At 62.7% G+C, this 18,705-nt stretch carries 17 protein-coding genes; 8 read left to right on the top strand and 9 right to left on the bottom strand.

What is annotated here, in order from left to right; genetic code table 11:
- Positions 1-8: 8 nt before the first annotated feature.
- From C4J91_RS11245 to C4J91_RS11225, 5 genes are read right to left on the bottom strand one after another with little or no spacing between them, the layout of a single operon-like run.
- Positions 9-1,040, bottom strand: coding sequence for an ABC transporter ATP-binding protein (locus C4J91_RS11245; RefSeq protein WP_124362376.1), 1,032 nt, complete (start codon positions 1,038-1,040; stop codon positions 9-11).
- Positions 1,037-1,831, bottom strand: coding sequence for an ABC transporter permease (locus C4J91_RS11240; protein ID WP_124362375.1), 795 nt, complete (start codon positions 1,829-1,831; stop codon positions 1,037-1,039). Before C4J91_RS11240 ends, C4J91_RS11245 begins: the two co-directional genes overlap by 4 nt.
- Complete coding sequence (locus tag C4J91_RS11235; RefSeq protein ID WP_124362374.1) at positions 1,828-2,646, bottom strand: iron ABC transporter permease; 819 nt, start codon at positions 2,644-2,646, stop codon at positions 1,828-1,830. Before C4J91_RS11235 ends, C4J91_RS11240 begins: the two co-directional genes overlap by 4 nt.
- Complete coding sequence (locus C4J91_RS11230) at positions 2,647-3,651, bottom strand: ABC transporter substrate-binding protein (RefSeq protein ID WP_124362373.1); 1,005 nt, start codon at positions 3,649-3,651, stop codon at positions 2,647-2,649.
- On the bottom strand, positions 3,635-4,654 hold the full coding sequence (locus C4J91_RS11225) for a LacI family DNA-binding transcriptional regulator (RefSeq protein ID WP_124362372.1): 1,020 nt from the start codon (positions 4,652-4,654) through the stop codon (positions 3,635-3,637). The genes C4J91_RS11230 and C4J91_RS11225 overlap by 17 nt, the downstream gene beginning before the upstream one ends.
- Positions 4,655-5,006: 352 nt before the next feature.
- Here C4J91_RS11225 and C4J91_RS11220 point away from each other — a divergent pair, with 352 nt between their 5' ends.
- Complete coding sequence (locus C4J91_RS11220; RefSeq protein ID WP_124362371.1) at positions 5,007-6,104, top strand: carboxynorspermidine decarboxylase; 1,098 nt, start codon at positions 5,007-5,009, stop codon at positions 6,102-6,104.
- A gap of 28 nt (positions 6,105-6,132) precedes the next feature.
- Positions 6,133-7,377: a saccharopine dehydrogenase family protein gene (locus C4J91_RS11215; RefSeq protein ID WP_124362370.1), complete on the top strand. Its 1,245-nt coding sequence runs from the start codon at positions 6,133-6,135 to the stop codon at positions 7,375-7,377.
- 68 nt (positions 7,378-7,445) lie between these two features.
- On the opposite strand, the gene C4J91_RS11210 is transcribed toward C4J91_RS11215, so the two are convergent.
- Positions 7,446-8,945, bottom strand: coding sequence for a CoA-acylating methylmalonate-semialdehyde dehydrogenase (locus C4J91_RS11210; protein ID WP_124362369.1), 1,500 nt, complete (start codon positions 8,943-8,945; stop codon positions 7,446-7,448).
- Positions 8,946-9,052: 107 nt separating this feature from the next.
- Between C4J91_RS11210 and C4J91_RS11205 the strand changes: the two genes are divergently transcribed.
- A complete protein-coding gene (locus tag C4J91_RS11205) occupies positions 9,053-9,991 on the top strand; it encodes a LysR family transcriptional regulator (protein WP_124362368.1) in 939 nt (312 codons plus the stop codon).
- Positions 9,992-10,057: 66 nt separating this feature from the next.
- Here the strand turns inward: C4J91_RS11205 and C4J91_RS11200 are convergent, their stop codons facing one another.
- On the bottom strand, positions 10,058-11,332 hold the full coding sequence (locus C4J91_RS11200; protein ID WP_124362367.1) for a glucarate dehydratase family protein: 1,275 nt from the start codon (positions 11,330-11,332) through the stop codon (positions 10,058-10,060).
- Positions 11,329-12,690: an MFS transporter gene (locus tag C4J91_RS11195; protein ID WP_124362366.1), complete on the bottom strand. Its 1,362-nt coding sequence runs from the start codon at positions 12,688-12,690 to the stop codon at positions 11,329-11,331. Before C4J91_RS11195 ends, C4J91_RS11200 begins: the two co-directional genes overlap by 4 nt.
- Positions 12,691-12,827: 137 nt before the next feature.
- Between C4J91_RS11195 and C4J91_RS11190 the strand changes: the two genes are divergently transcribed.
- The 4 genes from C4J91_RS11190 to C4J91_RS11175 all read left to right on the top strand — a co-directional run bounded on the left by C4J91_RS11190 (position 12,828) and on the right by C4J91_RS11175 (position 17,963).
- Positions 12,828-13,736 (top strand): LysR family transcriptional regulator, encoded by a 909-nt coding sequence (locus tag C4J91_RS11190; RefSeq protein ID WP_124362365.1) that lies wholly within the window; start codon positions 12,828-12,830, stop codon positions 13,734-13,736.
- Between the two features lie 168 nt (positions 13,737-13,904).
- Positions 13,905-14,363: a (2Fe-2S)-binding protein gene (locus C4J91_RS11185; protein WP_124362364.1), complete on the top strand. Its 459-nt coding sequence runs from the start codon at positions 13,905-13,907 to the stop codon at positions 14,361-14,363.
- Positions 14,363-16,600 carry a molybdopterin cofactor-binding domain-containing protein gene (locus C4J91_RS11180; RefSeq protein WP_124362363.1) on the top strand — a complete coding sequence of 746 codons (2,238 nt, stop codon included), beginning with the start codon at positions 14,363-14,365 and terminating at the stop codon, positions 16,598-16,600. The genes C4J91_RS11185 and C4J91_RS11180 overlap by 1 nt, the downstream gene beginning before the upstream one ends.
- A gap of 16 nt (positions 16,601-16,616) precedes the next feature.
- Complete coding sequence (locus C4J91_RS11175) at positions 16,617-17,963, top strand: cytochrome c (protein WP_124362362.1); 1,347 nt, start codon at positions 16,617-16,619, stop codon at positions 17,961-17,963.
- Positions 17,964-18,103: 140 nt separating this feature from the next.
- Here C4J91_RS11175 and C4J91_RS27550 read toward each other — a convergent pair whose 3' ends face one another.
- Positions 18,104-18,253, bottom strand: coding sequence for a hypothetical protein (locus C4J91_RS27550; protein ID WP_164484531.1), 150 nt, complete (start codon positions 18,251-18,253; stop codon positions 18,104-18,106).
- Between the two features lie 177 nt (positions 18,254-18,430).
- Here C4J91_RS27550 and C4J91_RS11170 point away from each other — a divergent pair, with 177 nt between their 5' ends.
- A complete protein-coding gene (locus C4J91_RS11170) occupies positions 18,431-18,685 on the top strand; it encodes a hypothetical protein (RefSeq protein WP_124362361.1) in 255 nt (84 codons plus the stop codon).
- Positions 18,686-18,705: the final 20 nt, after the last annotated feature.

Below are 18,705 nucleotides of genomic sequence, written 5' to 3'. Positions count from 1 at the left end.
GCAGACCCTCACGCATTCAGGGTGAACAAAATGTGCGGCGCGATTGCCAGGGCAATCGGCGCGCCGACGGCGTACAGGTGGTTGTCGCTGCTGTCCACCAGCAGCGGTTGCGGGCCGCCCACGTCCACCAGCAAGCGGCTTTGCGCGCCCTGGAAAAACTGTGCGAGCAGATGGCCGTGCAAGTGCCCTTCGCCGTCCATGACCCGCAGGTGTTCGGGGCGGCAGTACACCGTGGTGGGTTGACTGGCCGTGTGCCACGGCAGCACACCGCCGCTCACCTTCAAGCCATGGACCGACTGGTCCAGCACGTGAAAGGCATTCAGGTTGCCGACAAAACCGGCGACAAACGCATTCGCCGGTTTCTGGTAAATGTCCCGCGGGCTGGCCAGTTGCGCGACGCGGCCGTGCTCCATCACCAGGATGCGATCACCCAGGGCCATGGCTTCGCCCTGGTCGTGGGTGACGAACACCGAGGTGATGCCCAGGCCACGCAGCAGTTCATTCAGCTCACTGCGCAGGCGCTCACGCAGTTGCGCATCGAGGGCTGCCAGCGGTTCATCCAGCAACAGGACCTTCGGGCGCGGCGCCAGGGCACGGGCCAGGGCCACGCGTTGGCGCTGGCCACCGGACAATTCGTGGATGCTGCGCTTGCCATGCTGTTGCAGGCCCACCAGCTCCAGCAATTCGTCGCAGCGCTTGTTGCGCGCAAGCACCGATATCCCGCGAATCTTCAAGCCGTAGACGATATTGCCGGCCACATCCAGGTTGGGAAACAGCGCGTAATTCTGGAACACCATGCCCACGTCGCGACGCTCGATGGGCAGGCGCGTGACGTCGTCGTCGCCGAAAAACACCTGGCCCACATCCGGGCGCTCCAGCCCGGCGATCAGGCGCAAGGTGGTGGTTTTGCCACAGCCCGATGGACCAAGAATCGCCAGGGTTTCGCCGCCTTCGACGGTCAGGTCCAGGTCATGCACGGCCACGGTGCCGTCGGCGAATGCCTTGCGACAGCCTTGCAGGCGGATAGTGATAGCGGTCATCGACGCTCTCCACGGGATAAACGGGCACTGATGGCCTGCAATGCAATCAGCAGCGGCACGATCATCAGCAAAAAGATAAGGGTATAGGCGCTGGCGATTTCCAGGCGCGCCGAGGCGTAGCTGTCGGCCAGGCCGACCGGCAAGGTCTTGGTCATCGGCGTGTGCAGCATCCAGGTCAGGTTGAACTCACCCAGGGACAAGGTGACTACCATCAGCACACCCGCCAGAATCCCTGCCCGGCTGTTAGGCACCACCACGCTGAAAAAGCGTTTGATGGGCCCGGCGCCAAGGCTGGCCGCCGCCTCTTCCAGCTCCGGCAGATGCTGGCGCTGCATCACCGCCATCACCGGGCGCACCAGGAACGGTAAGGTGAACAGCACATGGCCCACCAGGATGAACAACCAACTGCTGCGAAACGTGCCGAACTGGCCGTAGGTGAGCAGCAAGGCCAGCGCACTGGCCAGGCCCGGCATCGCCACCGGCAGCACCATCAGTTCCTCGAAGGCGCGGCTGAAGCGGTTGTTCATGCGCACCAGGGCGTAGGCCGCCGGCACGCCGATCACGCAGACGCACACTGCGCAGGCCAGGGCCAGTTGCAGCGACAGCCACACGGTCGGCGAATAGACCTGCCATACCTGCACCAGCCAATCGAAGGTCAGGCCGCTGGACACGCCGACGAAGAAATTGCGCGTCAACCCTGCCAGCAACGACATCAGCACCGGCACCAACATGAACGCGCACACCAGCAAGGTGAACAGCAGTTGAATCACAAACAGCGCTGAACGCTTCACAGGACAGTCCCCGCGTTTTTCACCAGGCATCGCGTGAGCAACAACACCGCCCAGGTCACCACGCCAAGCACCACCGACAACGCGGCGGCGACGGCAAAGTTGGCGTAGTTGGTGAACACGTTGTAGATCGCCACCGGGGTGACGTTCAGCCGCGTGCCCAAGGTAAAGGCCGTGCCGAAGGCGCCCATGGACGTGGCAAAACAGATCGCCCCGCACGACGCCAGCGCCGGCGCCAGGCCCGGCACGATCACGTCGCAGACCACGCGCCAATGCCCGGCGCCCAGCGAATGCGCGGCTTCTTCCAGGCTACGGTCGAGGCTTTCGCAGGCCGCCATCACCGTGAGGATTACGCGTGGAATCGAGAAATACAGGTAGCCGACAAACAACCCGGCCAGCGAATAGGCAAAGATCCAGCGTTCACCGGCCAACTGCAGGCCGAGGGACGCCAGCAGCCCCTGGCGCCCGGCCAACAGGATGACCAGGAAGCCCACCACCACCCCGGGAAACGCCAGGGGAAACGTGAGCAAGGCCACCAACGCCGAGCGCCCGAAAAACCGCTGGCGCGCGAGAAACACGCCGCTGATGCCGCCAATCAACAACGCCGTGAACGTCACAACGATGGCCAGCACACAGGTCTGCGCCAGGCTGCCCAGGTACTGCGCGCTGCTGAGCACCTGCCAATAGCCGCTGCCGTGGCTGTCGCGGCTTTCGCCACCGAGCACGATCAAGTGCGCCAGCGGCAGCAGCCAGAATGCGAACAGCACCGCAAAGGCCGGGGCCAGCGCCCAGGCCGCACGTTTTGCCGATGTGGCCACTTACTTGACCTCGTTCAGATAACGGGCCGCGAAGGCTTCCTGCACGGCGGCCATTTTCTGGTAGTCCACCACGCCGGCGCGCGCATAGTCGCTGTCGGGCAGGAACTGCGCGGCGACCTCAGCCGGCATCTGCACCGGGCGTACCGGACGCAAGTAAGCGTTGGCCCAGAGTGCCTGGCCTTCGTCCGACAGCACGAAGTCCAGCACCTTTTCGCCATTGCCGCGGTGCGGCGCGTTGGCCACCAGGCTCATCACGTAGGGCACGCTGATGCTGCCCTCTTTGGGGATCACGAAGGCGACGTTGGCGTTGTCCTTATAACGGGCGCGGTAGGCGTTGAAGTCGTAGTCCACCAGGATCGGCAATTCGCCGGACAGCACCCGCGCATAGGCGGTCTGCTTGGGCACGATGGGCGCGTTTTTCGCCAGTTTCTGGAAGTAGTCGATGGCCGGGGCGAAGTTGTCCAGGTCGCCGCCCATCGCGCGGTTGATCGCCACAGCAGAGACGTAGCCAACAAAGGCGCTGGACGGGTCCAGGTAGCCGACCATGCCTTTGTATTGCGGCTTGAGCAGGTCGGCCCAGCTTTGCGGCACCGGCAGGCCACCCAATGCATCGACGTTGACCATGATGCCCAAGGTGCCGGAGTGAATTGCGAACCACTGGCCCGCCGGGTCTTTCAGGCCGGCGGGGATCTGCTCCCAGCCCTTGGGTTTGTAGCCGTCGACCACGCCGGCTTTTTGCGCCTGCAGGCCAAAGGTCACCCCGTAGTACACCACGTCGGCGACGGGTGCGGCCTTTTCGGCCACCAGTTGCGCCAGCGACTGGCCGGAGTTCTTGTTATCCAGCGGCACTTGCACGCCGGTGCTGGCGGCAATGGCCTTGAGCTGGGTACCCCAGTCGGCCCAGTCCGGCGGGCAGTTGTAGCAAATTGCGGTGTCGGCGGCCTGGGCCAGGCTGGCCATACCACACAGCAGCACGGCGGCCAGGGTTTTACGCAATGCGCGCATCAAGGGATTCCTCGTGGGGTTGAGTGCTTTCGCCCGGCCGGATATGGCAAGGCAGGCAATGGGAAATCGGGGCGTTGCCGGCGATCTGCGCCAGCAATTGGTCAATCACTGTGCTGGCGAGCAGCGCGATGGGCTGCACCACGCTGCACAGGGTTGGGTGCATCTGGGTGCCGAGGTCGATGCCGTCAAAGCCCATCACCGAGAGTTGCTCGGGTACGTGCCAGGCGTTGCGACGCAGTTCGGCGATCAGGCTGATGGCGAGGAAGTCGTTGGAACACACCAGTGCCGTGGGCGCCTCGGGGCCTTCGAGGTACGGCTCGATGGCGACGAATTCAGCCTGGGTGTGCGCGGGCATTTCGATCACCGGGCGGCTCTTGAGGCCGTAGGCTTGCATCGCGTCGCAGTAACCGGCGTAACGCAGGCGCGCACGGTCGGACTGCAACGCGGGGCCCGCAACCATGCTGATGCGCCGGTGCCCTGCTTCCAGCAGATATCGGGTGGCCATGGCCATGCCGGCGCGGTTGTCGACCGACACGGCGCTGTAGCTGGGGTTGCTCGGTTGGTGGTAGGCCAGCACGAACGGGGTCTGTTCGCTGGCAAGGCTGTTGAGCACGCTGTTGCTCTCGGCATCGGTGACCGTCAGTACCAGGCCGTCGACACGTTGGCGCAGCAGTTCTTCCACCACCATGCTTTCGCGTTCAGCGCTGTAGTCGGTGGTCGCCAACACCAGGCTGTAGCCGCGCAACCGCGCCGCACGTTCCATGGCCTGGAACTGTTCGGCGAACACCGGATTGAGCAAGTTGGGCACCACCACGCCAATCAACCGGGTGGTTTGTAGGCGCAGTTGGCGACCGAGCAAGTTGGGCCGAAAGCCCAACTCACGGGCAGCGGCAAACACCTGCTCGCGAGTGGCCGGGCGCACCTGGTCGGGGGAGGCAAAGGTGCGGGCGGCAGTGGCGCGGGATACGCCAGCCAGCTGCGCAACGTCTTTCAGGTCAGTCATTGTCACTCGCTTGAGATCGATCTCATTGGCGAGGACAGTAACGGGGGAATGTGGCAGGAAGGTGGTGGGGAGATGACGGTTTGATGTCAGTGAAGCCTGGCTACACAGCGTTGATCGTTCCCACGCTCTGCGTGGGAACGCCGCCTGGACGCTCTGCGTCCCGCTTGTGAGGTGACGCGGAGCGTCATGGGATGCATTCCCACGCAGAGCGTGGGAACGATCAGTAGTCATACTCAGTGGTTAAGATCGTAAAACCGGCACAGCAAAATCCGCCGGCTAACCTTTCGATCTGATCCAAGTGCGGGCACAATGCGTGTCCTTTTTTGGCAGGCACCGCCGCAGGCTCTCAAAAATGATCAAAACGCCGTACTACCTCATCGATAAACAGAAGCTTCTGGTCAACATGCAGAAGATTGCCTACGTGCGCGAGCAGTCCGGCGCCAAGGCTCTGCTGGCGCTCAAGTGCTTTGCCACCTGGTCGGTGTTCGACCTGATGCAGCAATACATGGACGGCACCACCTCGTCGTCGCTGTATGAGTTGAAGCTCGGTCGCCAGAAGTTCGAAGGTGAAGCGCACGCCTACAGCGTGGCCTGGGCCGACGATGAAATCGAAGAGATGCTGGATAACTGCGACAAGATCATCTTCAACTCCATCAGCCAACTGCAGCGTTTTGCCGAACGTTCCGAAGGCAAGACCCGTGGCCTGCGCGTCAACCCACAGGTGAGCAGCTCCGATTACCTGCTGGCCGACCCGGCGCGTCCGTTCAGCCGCCTGGGCGAGTGGGACCCGGTGAAGATCGACGGCGTGATCGATCAAATCTCCGGTTTCATGTTCCACAACAACTGCGAGAACGGCGATTTCAGCCTGTTCGACAGCATGCTCGGCACCATCGAAGAACGCTTCGGCGCGCTGCTGCACAAGGTCCAGTGGGTCAGCCTCGGCGGCGGCATCCATTTCACCGGTGAAGGCTATGCGCTGGATGCATTTTGCGCACGGTTGAAGGCATTCTCCGAAAAGTATGGCGTGCAGGTGTACCTGGAGCCCGGCGAAGCGGCGATCACCAACAGCGCGTCCCTGGAAGTCACCGTGCTCGACACGCTCTACAACGGTAAACACCTCGCCGTGGTCGACAGCTCCATCGAAGCCCACCTGCTGGACCTGCTGATCTACCGCCTCAACGCCAAGCTGGCGCCGAGCGAGGGTGAGCATACCTATATGGTGTGCGGCAAATCCTGCCTGGCCGGCGACATCTTCGGCGAGTATCAATTTGATCGTCCGCTGGCCATCGGCGATCGGCTGTCGTTCATCGACACCGCTGGTTACACCATGGTCAAGAAAAACTGGTTCAACGGCCTGAAAATGCCGTCCATCGTAGTGAAACAACTCGACGGTACAGTCGAAGTGGTTCGTGAATTTGGTTACGACGACTACCTGTCCAGCCTTTCGTAAGCTGGCGGATATAGGAGAAATAAAGCAATTGAAAAAGAACGTTCTTATCATTGGTGCAGGAGGTGTCGCCAAGGTGGTGGCCCACAAGTGCGCGCAGCACAACGACGAACTCGGTCGTATTGCTATCGCGTCGCGCAACATCTCCAAATGCCAGGCCATCATCGACAGCGTCAAGGCCAAGGGTAGCCTCAAGGTACCCGCCGACATCCAGGCCTTCGCGCTGAACGCCCTGGACGTGGAAGCGACCAAGGCCCTGATCCGCGAGACCGACTCGCAGATCGTCATCAACGTGGGTTCCGCGTTTCTCAACATGTCGGTGCTGCGTGCCTGCATCGATACGGGCGTGGCTTACCTCGACACCGCCATCCACGAAGAGCCGGGCAAGGTCTGCGAGTCCCCGCCGTGGTACGGCAACTACGAATGGAACCACCTGGAAGAATGCAAACAGAAGAACATCACTGCCATCCTTGGCGTGGGCTTCGACCCGGGTGTCGTCAACGCGTACGCCGCGCTGGCGCAGCAACAGCATTTCGACCGCATTGATTCGATCGACATTCTCGACGTCAATGCCGGCTCCCACGGCAAATACTTCGCCACCAATTTCGACCCGGAAATCAACTTCCGCGAGTTCACCGGACAGGTGTGGAGCTGGCAGAACAGCCAGTGGACCAGCAACACCATGTTCGAAGTCAAACGCACCGACGACCTGCCGGTAGTCGGTTCGCAGAACCTCTACCTCACCGGCCACGATGAAGTGCACTCGCTGTCGAAAAACCTCGACGTGCCCAATGTGCGTTTCTGGATGAGCTTCGGTGAACACTACATCAACGTATTCACCGTACTGAAAAACCTCGGCCTGCTTTCCGAGAAGCCCGTCAAAACCGCTGAAGGCCTGGAAGTGGTGCCGTTGAAAGTGGTCAAGGCGGTACTGCCTGACCCGTCATCGCTCGCACCGGGCTATACCGGCAAAACCTGCATTGGTGACCTGGTCAAAGGCACCCGGAACGGCCAGCCGCGCGAGATGTTCATCTACAACGTGGCTGATCACGAAGAAGCCTTTGCCGAGACCGACAGCCAAGGCATCTCGTACACCGCAGGCGTCCCACCGGTAGCCGCTGCGCTGCTGGTGGCGCGCGGCGAGTGGGATGTCAAACACATGGCCAACGTCGAGGAACTGCCGGCTGAGCCGTTCCTCAAAGCGCTGGACGTGATGGGCTTGCCGACTCGGATCAAAGACGAGCACGGTGATCGGGCCTGGGATGCGATTGCCTGACCGGCGATAGCTGACCGCACAAAAAAATGCGCCCGATTGGGCGCATTTTTTTTGGAGCAGGGTAAACCTTACCTCGACACCGGCATCGCAAACTCCGCGCCCTGCTCGATGCTCTCCGACCAACGCTGCATGATCGATTTCTGCTTGGTGTAAAAACGCACGCCCTCGGTGCCATAGGCATGCATGTCGCCAAACAGGCTTTTTTTCCAGCCACCAAACCCATGCCAGGCCATCGGCACCGGGATCGGTACGTTGATACCGACCATGCCCACTTCGATGCGCCGCGCAAATTCGCGGGCAATGTTGCCGTCGCGGGTGAAGCAGCTGACGCCGTTGCCGAACTCGTGGTCGTTGACCAGTTTCACTGCGGCGGCGAAATCATCCACACGTACACAGGCCAGCACCGGGCCGAAGATTTCTTCGCGGTAGATACTCATTTCCTTGGTGACGTGGTCGAACAGCGTCGCGCCAAGCCAGAAGCCATTTTCCAAACCCGCTTCGGTGGGCACGTAGTCGCGGCCATCAAGCAGCAATTGCGCGCCGGCTTGAACGCCTTGCTCGATATAGCCGCTGATCCGCTCCAGGGCAGCGCGGGACACGATCGGGCCCATTTCGGCCTTGAGATCGCGGCCATCGGTAATGCGCAGTTGCTTGGCGCGTTCGGTCAAGGCAGCGATGACCTTGTCACCCACATCGCCCACCAGCACCGCCACCGAGATTGCCATGCAACGCTCGCCAGCACTGCCGTAGGCGGCGCCCATCAGGGCGTCGACGGTGCGCTCGATATCCGCGTCGGGCATCACCACCATATGGTTTTTCGCGCCGCCCAGGCCTTGCACGCGTTTGCCGTTACGCGCACCGCTTTCGTAGATGTACTGGGCAATCGGCGTGGAACCGACAAAGCTCACGGCCTTGACGTCCGGGTGTTCGATCAGCGCATCCACCGCTTCCTTGTCGCCCTGCACCACGTTGAACACGCCCTTGGGCAGGCCCGCTTCGCGCAGCAGCTCGGCCATGAACAACGAGGCGCTCGGGTCGGTGGGGCTGGGCTTGAGAATGAAGGTATTACCCGCCGCAATCGCGATCGGGTACATCCACATGGGCACCATCACCGGGAAGTTGAACGGCGTGACGCCGGCCACCACGCCCAGCGGCTGGCGCATTGTCCAGTTGTCCATGCCACGGGAAACCTGGTCGGAATGTTCGCCCTTGAGCAGGTTGGGAATGCCGCAGGCGAACTCGAGGATGTCGATACCACGGTCGACTTCGCCCTGGGCATCGGTAAACACCTTGCCGTGTTCGGCGACGATAATGCGCGCCAGGTCGTCCTTGCGCTCACGCAGCAGGTGCAGGTATTGAAACAGCACACGGGCGCGGCGGATCGGCGGGGTGTCGGCCCAGTCGGCAAAGGCGGCCTGGGCGGCGTCGACGGCTTCGGCCACGGTCTGGCGGCTGGCCAGGGCCACGCGCGCGGTGACTGCGCCGGTGGCCGGGTTGTAGACGTCCTGATAGCGATCATCGCGGCTCACGCGCTGGTCATTGATGTAGTGCTCAAGGGTAATCGGCATGGCAGGCGATCCAGGTGGTTGGCGTTGGTACACACCTTAGGCTTTCGCTTTGTTCCGAACCAGAGCAGAATCCTGAACTTATTGTGCAGCCTGGCGAACAATACCCCATGGAAAAAGCTGAGATCGAAGGGCTGTGGACTCACATCCATTGGCTGTCAGTGCTGGAAGAACACGGCACCTACACTGCCGCTGCCGCGCGTCTTGGGGTGAGCAAGTCGGCGGTGAGCCAGCGGATTTCCGACCTGGAAAAAGCCACCGGCACCCGCCTGGTGACGCGCACCACGCGCAGCGTACGGCTGACCGATGCGGGGCTGTCGTTGACCCGCGAGGTTCGCAGCGCCTATGAACACATCGCCCGCAGTTTCTCTGCGGTGCGTGACCTGGCCGGCGAAGTGCGTGGCCTGGTGCGGCTGACCGCGCCGGTGGCGTTCGCTCGGCAACAGCTGGTGCCGCATCTGCCGCAATTCTTGCAGCAATACCCGCAGGTGCGCATCCAGCTGGACGTTTCCGACGCCTTGAGTTCGCTGGCCGCCGAAGGTTACGACCTGGCCGTGCGCCATGGTTTCCAGATACCCGAGACCCATGTGGCCTGGAAGCTCTGCGACACCGCCTCGGTGCTGGTCGCCACCCGCGATTACCTGCAGCGCCATGGCGAACCCCGCGAGCCGGGCGACCTGTCGGCACACAACTGTCTGTTTTACCCACGGGGCGCCGACCAGCCGGCCTGGACCTTCGAACGCGGCAGCAAACACCTCGAACGCCTGACCGTGCCCATCGCCGGCAGCTTCGCCACCAACAACAGCGAAGCCCTGCGCGACGCGGCGCTCAATCACTTGGGCATCGCCCTGCTGCCGGATTTCAGCGCCCATGCGGCGCTGGCCGAGGGCAAGCTGGTGCAGGTATTGAAGGGGTGGACGCTCAAGGGCGCATTTGCCGATGAAATCTACCTGATCCGCCCCTACTCGCCCCATGTGCCGAAGGCAGTGAACGCGCTGGTAGGTTTTTTAAAGGCGCAGCTGGCGGGAGGGTTTCGATTCGAGGGCTGAGGCAGCGCATAAAAAAGGCCCGGCGACGCACGCGAGTACGGCACCGGGCAAAGCAAGCGACCGGCTTCAGAAACGTGGTTTGACGGTTTTCCACTGCGGTTGATAGCGCTGCATCTGTTTCACATCGTCCCGCTGGCGGATACCGCAACTGAGGTATTGGTCATGCAGCTTGCCCAACTGATCGTGGTCCAGCTCCAGGCCCAGCCCCGGCGCGCGGGTGATGCTCACGCAGCCGTCGACGATGGGCAGCTTGCCACCCTTGATCACTTCTTCGTCCGGCTCCTGCCAGGGGTAATGCGTATCGCAGGCATAGTCGAGGTTGGGCACCGACGCCGCGACGTGGGCCATGGCCATCAGGCTGATGCCCAAGTGTGAGTTGGAGTGCATCGACACGCCCAGGCCGAAGGTGTGGCACATTTTCGCCAGCACCTGGGTATCGCGCAGGCCACCCCAGTAATGATGGTCCGCCAGTACGATCTGCACGCTGTTCAGCGCCACGCTGCGGCGGAACTCGTCAAAATCGGTGACCACCATATTGGTCGCCAGGGGCAAGCCGGTGCGTGTGTGCAGCTCGGCCATGCCCTCCAGGCCGGGGGTCGGGTCTTCGTAATATTGCAGGTCATCGCCGAGCAGTTCGGCCATGCGAATCGAGGTGGCCAGGGACCAGTTAGCGTTCGGGTCGATGCGCAGCGGCACACCGGGAAAGGCCTTTTTCAGCGCCTTGATGCAGCGCACTTCATGCTCGGGTTCCAGTGCGCCGGCCTTGAGCTTGATGCTTTTGAAACCGTAGGTCTCGAGCATGCGCCGAGCCTGGGCGACGATCTGCGCTTCAGTCAGGGCTTCGCCCCAGCTGTCGGGCTTGTAGGGCGAATCAATGTGTTCGGCGTATTTGAAAAACAGGTAGGCGCTGAACGGGATCTGGTCACGGATCGCGCCGCCGAGCAGGTCCACCAGCGGTACATTCAGCGAATGCGCCTGCAGGTCGAGAAACGCCACTTCGAACGCCGAATAGGCATTGCTCACGGCTTTGCTGGCATGGGAGCCCGGCGCCAGTTCCGCACCGGCCACGCTCAGCGGTTTATGCGCGGCCACGGTGGCCTGCACGATAGCGCGCAGGCCATTGAGATTGAACGGGTCCAGGCCGATCAGCTGTTGCTGTACCTGTTGCTGGATCGCCAGTGCCGGAGCATCGCCATAGCTTTCGCCGAGGCCGATGTAGCCGGTGTCGCTTTCAATCTCGATGATCGAGCGCAGCGCGAAAGGCTCGTGGATACCGCTGGCGTTCAACAGCGGCGGGTCGCGAAAGGCAATCGGGGTGACGGTGACGCGGATAATTTTCAAGAGACGGCTCCCTGTGGATCTGAAGACAAAGGGTGAGGCGCGGTGGATGGGTTGGACGGTGTACCGCCACGCGGTGCGGTGCGGGCAAAGAACACCACCACCGCCGCCACCAGCGAAGTGGCGGCCAGGCCGTAGAGCCCGCCCTCGATGGACCCGGTGGTCTGCTCCAGCAAACCGAAGGTAGTAGGCGCGACGAACCCGCCCAGGTTGCCCACCGAATTGATCAAGGCAATCACCGCCGCCGCGATCCGCGCATCCAGGTAGCCCTGGGGAATCGGCCAGAACAGCGCCGACGCGGCCTTGAAGCCAATCGCGGCAAAACAGATGGCGACGAACGCAAACACCGGCCCGCCCAGGGTAGACATGAACATGCCGAACGCCGCGATCACCAGCATCAGCGACACCCAGGCTTGCTGGTGCTTCCACTTGCTGGCCAGCGCCGCGAAGCCGTACATGGCGACGATGGAAATCAACCACGGAATGGCATTGAACAAGCCCACCTGGAAGTCACCCAGATTGCCCATTTTCTTGATCATGCTCGGCAGCCAGAAGGTGGCGCCGTAGATGGTCAGGGCGATGGAGAAGTAGATAAAGCAGAACAGCGCGATCTGTTTGTCGGCCAACAGCTTGAACATCGACGGCCGCACGCACTGGCTCGCCTCGCGCGCCTGCTGCTCCAGCGCAATGGCACTGACCAGCGCGTGTTTTTCCTCGTCACTGAGCCACTTGGCCTGATGGGGATGGGACTGCAACCAGAACCACACAAACCCGCAGAGCACGATGGAGGCGAAGCCTTCGATCAGGAACATCCATTGCCAGCCATGCAGGCTGAACCCGCTGACATTCAGCAGCGCGCCCGACACCGGCCCGGAGATCACTGAGGCAATGGCCGAACCGCTGAGGAAAACCGCCATGGCCTTGCCGCGCTCGCTGGCCGGCAGCCACTGCGTGAAGTAGTAGATGATGCCGGGAAAGAACCCGGCTTCGGCGGCGCCGAGCACAAAGCGCAACACGTAGAAACTGGTTTCTCCCTGCACAAAGGCCATGCCCATCGCGGCCGCGCCCCAGGTGAACATGATGCGCGTCAGCCAGGCCCGCGCGCCGTAGCGTTGCAGCAGCAAATTGGATGGCACTTCGAAAATCGCATAGCCGATGAAGAACAGCCCGGCGCCCAAGCCATAGGCCGCCGCGCCAATGCCCAGGTCGGTTTCCATATGGCTGCGCACGAAGCCGATATTGACCCGGTCGATGTAGTTGACGATGAACATCACCACGAACAGCGGCAGGACATGGCGCTTGACCTTGGCGGCAGCGCGGGCAAGCACGCTCGGGTCTGGCGGATTGTGAAGGGTATCCACGGGCAACTCCCAGTCATTGTTTTTTTAGGGATCGTTTTTTTAGGGATTGTTTTTTCTAGGGGCAGACCGATGATGGACGCCGAGGATTGTTCCCGTCTAATCTAACCTGGCATTCGATTGATACTGGAATTAGATCAATGTTCGAACTGACCCAACTGCGCTGCTTCACTACCGTGGCCACCGAGCTGAATTTTCGGCGGGCGGCCGAACGCCTGAACATGACGCAGCCGCCCCTCAGCCGGCAGATCCAGTTGCTCGAGCATCACCTGGGCGTGGAGCTGTTTACCCGCACCACCCGCAGCGTCGCCCTGACCGCCGCCGGCCGGGCTTTTTTCATCGAGGCGCAGAACCTGCTCGAGCGCGCCCAGCAAGCGGCCGTCACCGCGCGACGCTTTGCCGAGGGCGATATCGGTACGGTCAATATCAGCTTCGTCGGCAGCGCGGTGTATGAGTTTTTACCCAAAGTGATTGCCGAGGCACGCCTCAAGCAGCCCCACGTCAAGATCGACCTGTCCGAGATGAACACCTACCAGCAATACGAAGCCCTGCGCGCCCGACGCATCGACCTGGGCATCGTCCGCGCGCCGCTGCTGGAGCCCGGATACGCCACTGAATGCCTGGTGCGCGAGCCATTTGTGCTGGCGGTGCCGAGCAGTCATCGGCTGGCTCAGGCAGAGACCGTCAGCGTGCAAGACCTGGATGCGCAGCCGTTCCTGATGTACGCCCATTCCGCCTACCCGCCGTTCAACGAGTTGCTCACCGGCCTGCTGCGCTCGGCCCGTGTCGCGCCGGAGTATGTGCAGTGGCTCGGCTCGTCCCTGACCATCCTCGCCTTGGTCAACGCCGGCATGGGCCTGGCCCTGGTGCCGCGTTGCGCCAGCAGCGTGGTGTTCAAGAACGTGGTGTTCCGCGATATCGACCTGGGCGAAGGCGCGCAGAGCGAGCTGCACCTGATCTGGCGCGAGCACAACGACAACCCGGCGTTCACCATGCTCCTGGAAGGTATCCGCAGCGCTGCGGGAGCGAGCTTGCTGGCGCCCCATTGACCCAATCCTGTTGAATACTTGCCTGATCCTCTGAACTTGTGGGCTATTGCATAGATGGCCCTTGCGCGCTGGTCTAGAGTTCGACGATGGGCGACCTGCGGTCGCACCTCTCCTATAAGAACGCTAAGAACTCAGCACCACCAACCGATGATCAGCAGGTGAGCCGCCATGGAATTACGTATTAACCAAAAGGCCTATCAGGTCGATGCCGACGCCGACACGCCGTTACTGTGGGTGATCCGCGACGACCTGGGCCTGACCGGCACCAAGTACGGCTGCGGCCTGGCCCAGTGCGGCGCGTGTTCGGTGCTGGTGGACGGCAACGTGGTGCGCTCGTGCGTCACGCCGGTGGCGGCGTTGGTCGGTCGCGAGATCACCACCATCGAGGCGATTGAAGCCGATGACGTGGGCAAGCGCGTGGTGGCGGCCTGGGTCGAGCGCCAGGTGGCGCAATGCGGTTACTGCCAGTCCGGGCAGGTGATGGCGGCCACGGCGCTGCTCAAGCACACTCCTGCACCGTCGAAAGAGCAGATCAACGCGGCCATGATCAACCTGTGCCGCTGCGGCACCTACAATGCCATCCACGCCGCCATGGATGATTTGGCCGCCGGCAAGGAGAGCGTTTGATGAAGATGTCCGAGATCCTGCCCGGCGTGACCCTGGACGCACCGATCAACCTGTCGCGCCGGCGCTTTCTGGCGAGCACCGCCGTCGGTGCATTGGTCATCGGCTTCGGCCTGCCCCTCGGCGCGTCCAGGGTGCAGGCTGCCACGGGCGCCGCCGCTGAACGCGGCACCCAAGTGCCGGCCTTCCTCGAGATTCGCCCGGACGGCAGCGTGCGCCTGCTCAGCCCCTTCATGGAAGGCGGCCAGGGCACGCACACCGCCATGGCACAGATCATCGGCGAGGAGCTGGACGCCGACCCTGCCACTTTCGTGGTCGAAGCCGCACCGCCCGGTGAAGCCTATGTGGTCATGGAAAATGGCCTGCGTATCACCGGCGGCAGCATGTCAGTGCGCATGAGCTACCCGACCATGCGCCGCCTCGGCGCCCTCGCCCGCGCCATGCTGATGCAGGCAGGTGCCGAACAGCTCGGTGTGCCGGTGGCGCAACTGACCACGCAACCCGGCCGGGTGGTGCATGCGGCGTCGGGCCGCTCGCTGGGTTACGGCGAGTTGGCCGGCCGCGCCCTGGACATGCCCGTGCCCGACCCGGCCAGCATCACCCTGCGCGACCCGAGCCAGTTCCGCTGGATCGGCAAGCCGGTCAAACGCCTGGATGCCTATGACAAATCCACCGGCAAGGCGCAGTACAGCATCGACCTCAAAGTCGACGGCATGCTCCACGCCGCCGTGCAGCACGCACCGCGCCTGGGCATGACGGTGGGCAGCCTGCGCAACCAGGCTCAGGTCGAGTCCATGAAGGGCGTGCATTCGGTGCATACTCTGCCCGGCGCCGTGGCGGTGGTTGCTGAACGCTGGTGGCACGCCAAGCGGGCCGTGGAAGCGATCCAGGTGGAATGGCAGGAAGCGGCCGCCGACTCCACTGTGCGCGCAATGCCGGCGGACTTTTCCAGCGATAAATACCGCGACTTTCTCGCCGCCCAGCAAGGCCCGGCCCGCGACGACGAAAACCAGGGAGACGTGGCCGCCGCGCTGGCCAGCGCCAAGACCCGCGTCGACGCCACCTATCACAACCAATACCTCAACCACGCCCAGCTGGAGCCGCCTTCGGCACTGGCGCGCTATAACCCCGACGGCACGCTGGAGGTGTGGCTGCCGAACCAGGCGCCGGATATGTTCCGCGCCGACATCGCCAAGCGCACCGGCCTTGCCGTTGAGCAAATCACCCTGCATTCGCCGCTGCTCGGCGGCTTTTTCGGGCGGCATTTTTTGTATGACTCGGCCAACCCTTACCCGCAGGCCATCGCCCTGGCCAAGGCCGTTGGCCGGCCGATCAAGCTGATCTGGAGCCGTGAAGAAGAATTTGTGCGCGATGTGCTGCGCCCGGTCGCGGTGGTCAAGTTCCGCGCCGCGCTGGATGACAAAGGCCTGCCTGTGGCCATCGAAGCGGTGAGCGCCACCGAAGGCCCCACCGAAGCGATTGCCGGCAAGCAAGGCGACGCCCTCGACCCCACGGCCCTGGAGGGCCTGTCCGGCAAAAGTTATGCGATCCCCAACAAGCGCATCGCCCAGATTTACGTCAAGGGCCCGGCCATGCTCGGTTACTGGCGTTCGGTGGGCAATTCGTTGAACGACTTCTTCTATGAAGCGTTCCTCGATGAACTGGCCGACAAGGGCGGCCATGACCCGTACGAACTGCGCCTGCACCTGCTGCGCGACAATGCGCGGCTGACCACTCTGCTGCAAGCGGTGGGCGAACTGTCCGGCGGCTGGAAGCGCGGGCCGTTCACCGCCGAAGACGGCAGCCGACGGGCGCGTGGCGTGGCCATGGCCTCACCGTTTGGCTCCCACGCGGCGGTGATCGCCGAAGTGTCGATCGACAACGGTCAGGTCAAGGTGCATGACATCTGGCAGGCCATCGACCCGGGCAGCATCGTCAACCCGGCGATCATTGAAGCCCAGGTCAACGGCGCCGTGGCCTTGGGCTTGTCGCAAACCTTGCTGGAGGAAGCGGTCTACGTGGACGGTAAGCCGCGGGCGCGCAACTACGACCTGTATCCGATCCTGCCGCCTTCGCGGATGGCGCGGGTACACGTGAAGATCGTCGAGAGCGGCGAAAAAATGGGCGGTATCGGCGAACCACCGTTGCCCGCCGTGGCGCCAGCCGTGGCCAACGCGGTGGCGCAGTTGACCGGCCAGCGCATCCGCAGCTTGCCGTTGAGCCGCTACACCTTCAGTTAACCCACAGGGAATGCCCATGAACAACCGCCGATTCGCAAGAACCGCAGGCTGGCTGGCGCTGCCCTGCCTGGTCGTGGCAGGCCTGCTGGCCTGGTACGTCACCCGCGAGCCCGCCTCGCCGTTCGCAGAACAAAACACCGCCAGTGTCGACCCGGCACTGGTCAGTCGCGGCGAGTATGTCGCGCGTCTGAGCGACTGCGTGGCCTGTCACAGCCTGGCGGGCAAGGCGCCGTTTGCCGGTGGCCTGGAAATGGCCACGCCGCTGGGGGCTATTCATGCCACCAACATCACCCCCGACCGCGAGCATGGCATTGGCAATTACAGCCTTGCCGACTTCGACCGCGCCGTACGCCACGGCGTGGCGCCGGGTGGGCGCCGGCTGTACCCGGCGATGCCCTACCCGTCTTACGTGAAACTCAGCGACGACGACATCAAGGCGCTGTATGCGTTTTTCATGAAGGACGTGCAGCCGGCCAATCAGCCGAACATTCCCAGCGATATTCCCTGGCCGCTGAATCTGCGCTGGCCCATCGCCCTGTGGAATGGTGTATTTGCGCCCACCGCCGCCTACGCCGCCAACCCCAGCCAGGACGCCCTGTGGAACCGTGGCGCTTATATCGTGCAAGGCCCTGGCCACTGCGGCAGTTGCCATACGCCGCGCGGCCTGGCCTTCAACGAGAAAGCCTTGGACCAGTCCGGTGCCCCGTTCCTGGCCGGTGCGCTGCTCGACGGCTGGTACGCACCGAGCCTGCGCCAAGACCCCAACACCGGCCTGGGCCGCTGGAGCGAGGCGCAGATCGTGCAGTTCCTCAAGACCGGGCGCAACCAGCATGCGGTGGTCTACGGCTCGATGACCGAAGCGTTTAACAACTCCACACAGTTCATGGCGGACGACGACCTGGCCGCCATCGCCCGTTACCTCAAGTCCCTGCCCGGCGACCCACAGCGCGATGGCACGCCTTGGCAGTATCAGGCCGTGGCCGCCGACGCGCGTGCGGATGCCCCCGGCGCCCATACCTACGCTACCCGCTGCGCCTCCTGCCATGGCCTGGACGGCAAGGGCCAGCCGGAGTGGATGCCGCCACTGGCCGGCGCCACCTCGGCACTGGCCAAGGAAAGCGCCTCGGCGATCAACATCACCCTCAACGGCTCGCAACGGGTAGTGGCCGCCGGCATACCCGACGCCTATCGCATGCCGGCGTTCCGTGAGCAATTGTCCGACCAGGACATCGCCCAGGTGCTGACCTACGTGCGCAGTACCTGGGGCAACCAGGGTGGCGCGGTGGACGCCCAGGCGGTGGGCAAACTGCGCGGGCATACCGACCCGGCGAGCAGCAGCCCGATCATTTTGCATATGCGTTGAGGCTGGAGCGCGGTCTCTTTGGTATAGGTGATCACATGTGGGAGGGGGCTTGCCCCCGATTCGGTGTGTCAGTTACACATGCATTCATTGACACACCGCCATCGGGGGCAAGCCCCCTCCCACATTTGGCCAAGTTGGACCTACTTGCTCTCGTCAGCCTTGCCCTCCTGCATCTGCACCGAAGACTTGCTGCCGCTGGTGTTGTCTTTGGTGGTGTTATCGGAGTTGTCGAAACAGCCGTGCAGCAGGAATACGCTGCAAAAACCCAAGCACATAGACAGCTTTTTCATAAGATCTCCTGTTAAACCTATTCATCAGCCTGTGCTGTATGTGGCCAGTTTCCGGACACGAACGTTCCCTGCACAGGCCGTGAGGCTGACGAATGGTTTGCCATTAATTAGCTAGCATTTACGTACGGCATATTTGGGCTAACCTTGACCCGTTAAAGCCTGTTAGCCGGTGATCCCATGGACACGTTGACCAAAGCGCAAATCGAGCATGCTCTTGCACAGCGACTGCGCAATTGCCGTGTTACCTGCACGATCAATCCAGACAGCAGCCTGTCCGTCACGGTACTTGCGCCTGACGCCAATCAGTTCACCATCGCCAATATCAACCGCGCCCGCTACCACGGCGAGTCAGGTATCAACCGGCTCGTACGGGAAATCATGGAAGACATGGTAGTTTCCCGAAAAACCTCCCGTCTTTCATCCGTGGGGTAAATACGCTTAAAAACAGAACG

Source organism: Pseudomonas sp. R3-52-08 (assembly GCF_003851745.1).
In the GTDB taxonomy this organism is placed as follows: Bacteria; Pseudomonadota; Gammaproteobacteria; order Pseudomonadales; family Pseudomonadaceae; genus Aquipseudomonas.
The sequence above is the reverse complement of the archived record's forward strand: the minus strand, read 5'-3'. Positions and strand labels throughout refer to the sequence as shown.

Excerpts from the sequence above, each read along its gene's own strand:
- C4J91_RS11185 (WP_124362364.1), top strand. The coding sequence starts at position 13,905 with ATGGAATTACGTATTAACCAAAAGGCCTATCAGGTCGATGCCGACGCC.
- C4J91_RS11190 (WP_124362365.1), top strand. The coding sequence starts at position 12,828 with ATGTTCGAACTGACCCAACTGCGCTGCTTCACTACCGTGGCCACCGAG.
- C4J91_RS11220 (WP_124362371.1), top strand. The coding sequence starts at position 5,007 with ATGATCAAAACGCCGTACTACCTCATCGATAAACAGAAGCTTCTGGTC.
- C4J91_RS11225 (WP_124362372.1), bottom strand. The coding sequence starts at position 4,654 with ATGACTGACCTGAAAGACGTTGCGCAGCTGGCTGGCGTATCCCGCGCC.
- C4J91_RS11210 (WP_124362369.1), bottom strand. The coding sequence starts at position 8,945 with ATGCCGATTACCCTTGAGCACTACATCAATGACCAGCGCGTGAGCCGC.
- C4J91_RS11175 (WP_124362362.1), top strand. The coding sequence starts at position 16,617 with ATGAACAACCGCCGATTCGCAAGAACCGCAGGCTGGCTGGCGCTGCCC.
- C4J91_RS11180 (WP_124362363.1), top strand. The coding sequence starts at position 14,363 with ATGAAGATGTCCGAGATCCTGCCCGGCGTGACCCTGGACGCACCGATC.
- C4J91_RS11170 (WP_124362361.1), top strand. The coding sequence starts at position 18,431 with ATGGACACGTTGACCAAAGCGCAAATCGAGCATGCTCTTGCACAGCGA.
- C4J91_RS27550 (WP_164484531.1), bottom strand. The coding sequence starts at position 18,253 with ATGAAAAAGCTGTCTATGTGCTTGGGTTTTTGCAGCGTATTCCTGCTG.
- C4J91_RS11245 (WP_124362376.1), bottom strand. The coding sequence starts at position 1,040 with ATGACCGCTATCACTATCCGCCTGCAAGGCTGTCGCAAGGCATTCGCC.
- C4J91_RS11230 (WP_124362373.1), bottom strand. The coding sequence starts at position 3,651 with ATGCGCGCATTGCGTAAAACCCTGGCCGCCGTGCTGCTGTGTGGTATG.
- C4J91_RS11205 (WP_124362368.1), top strand. The coding sequence starts at position 9,053 with ATGGAAAAAGCTGAGATCGAAGGGCTGTGGACTCACATCCATTGGCTG.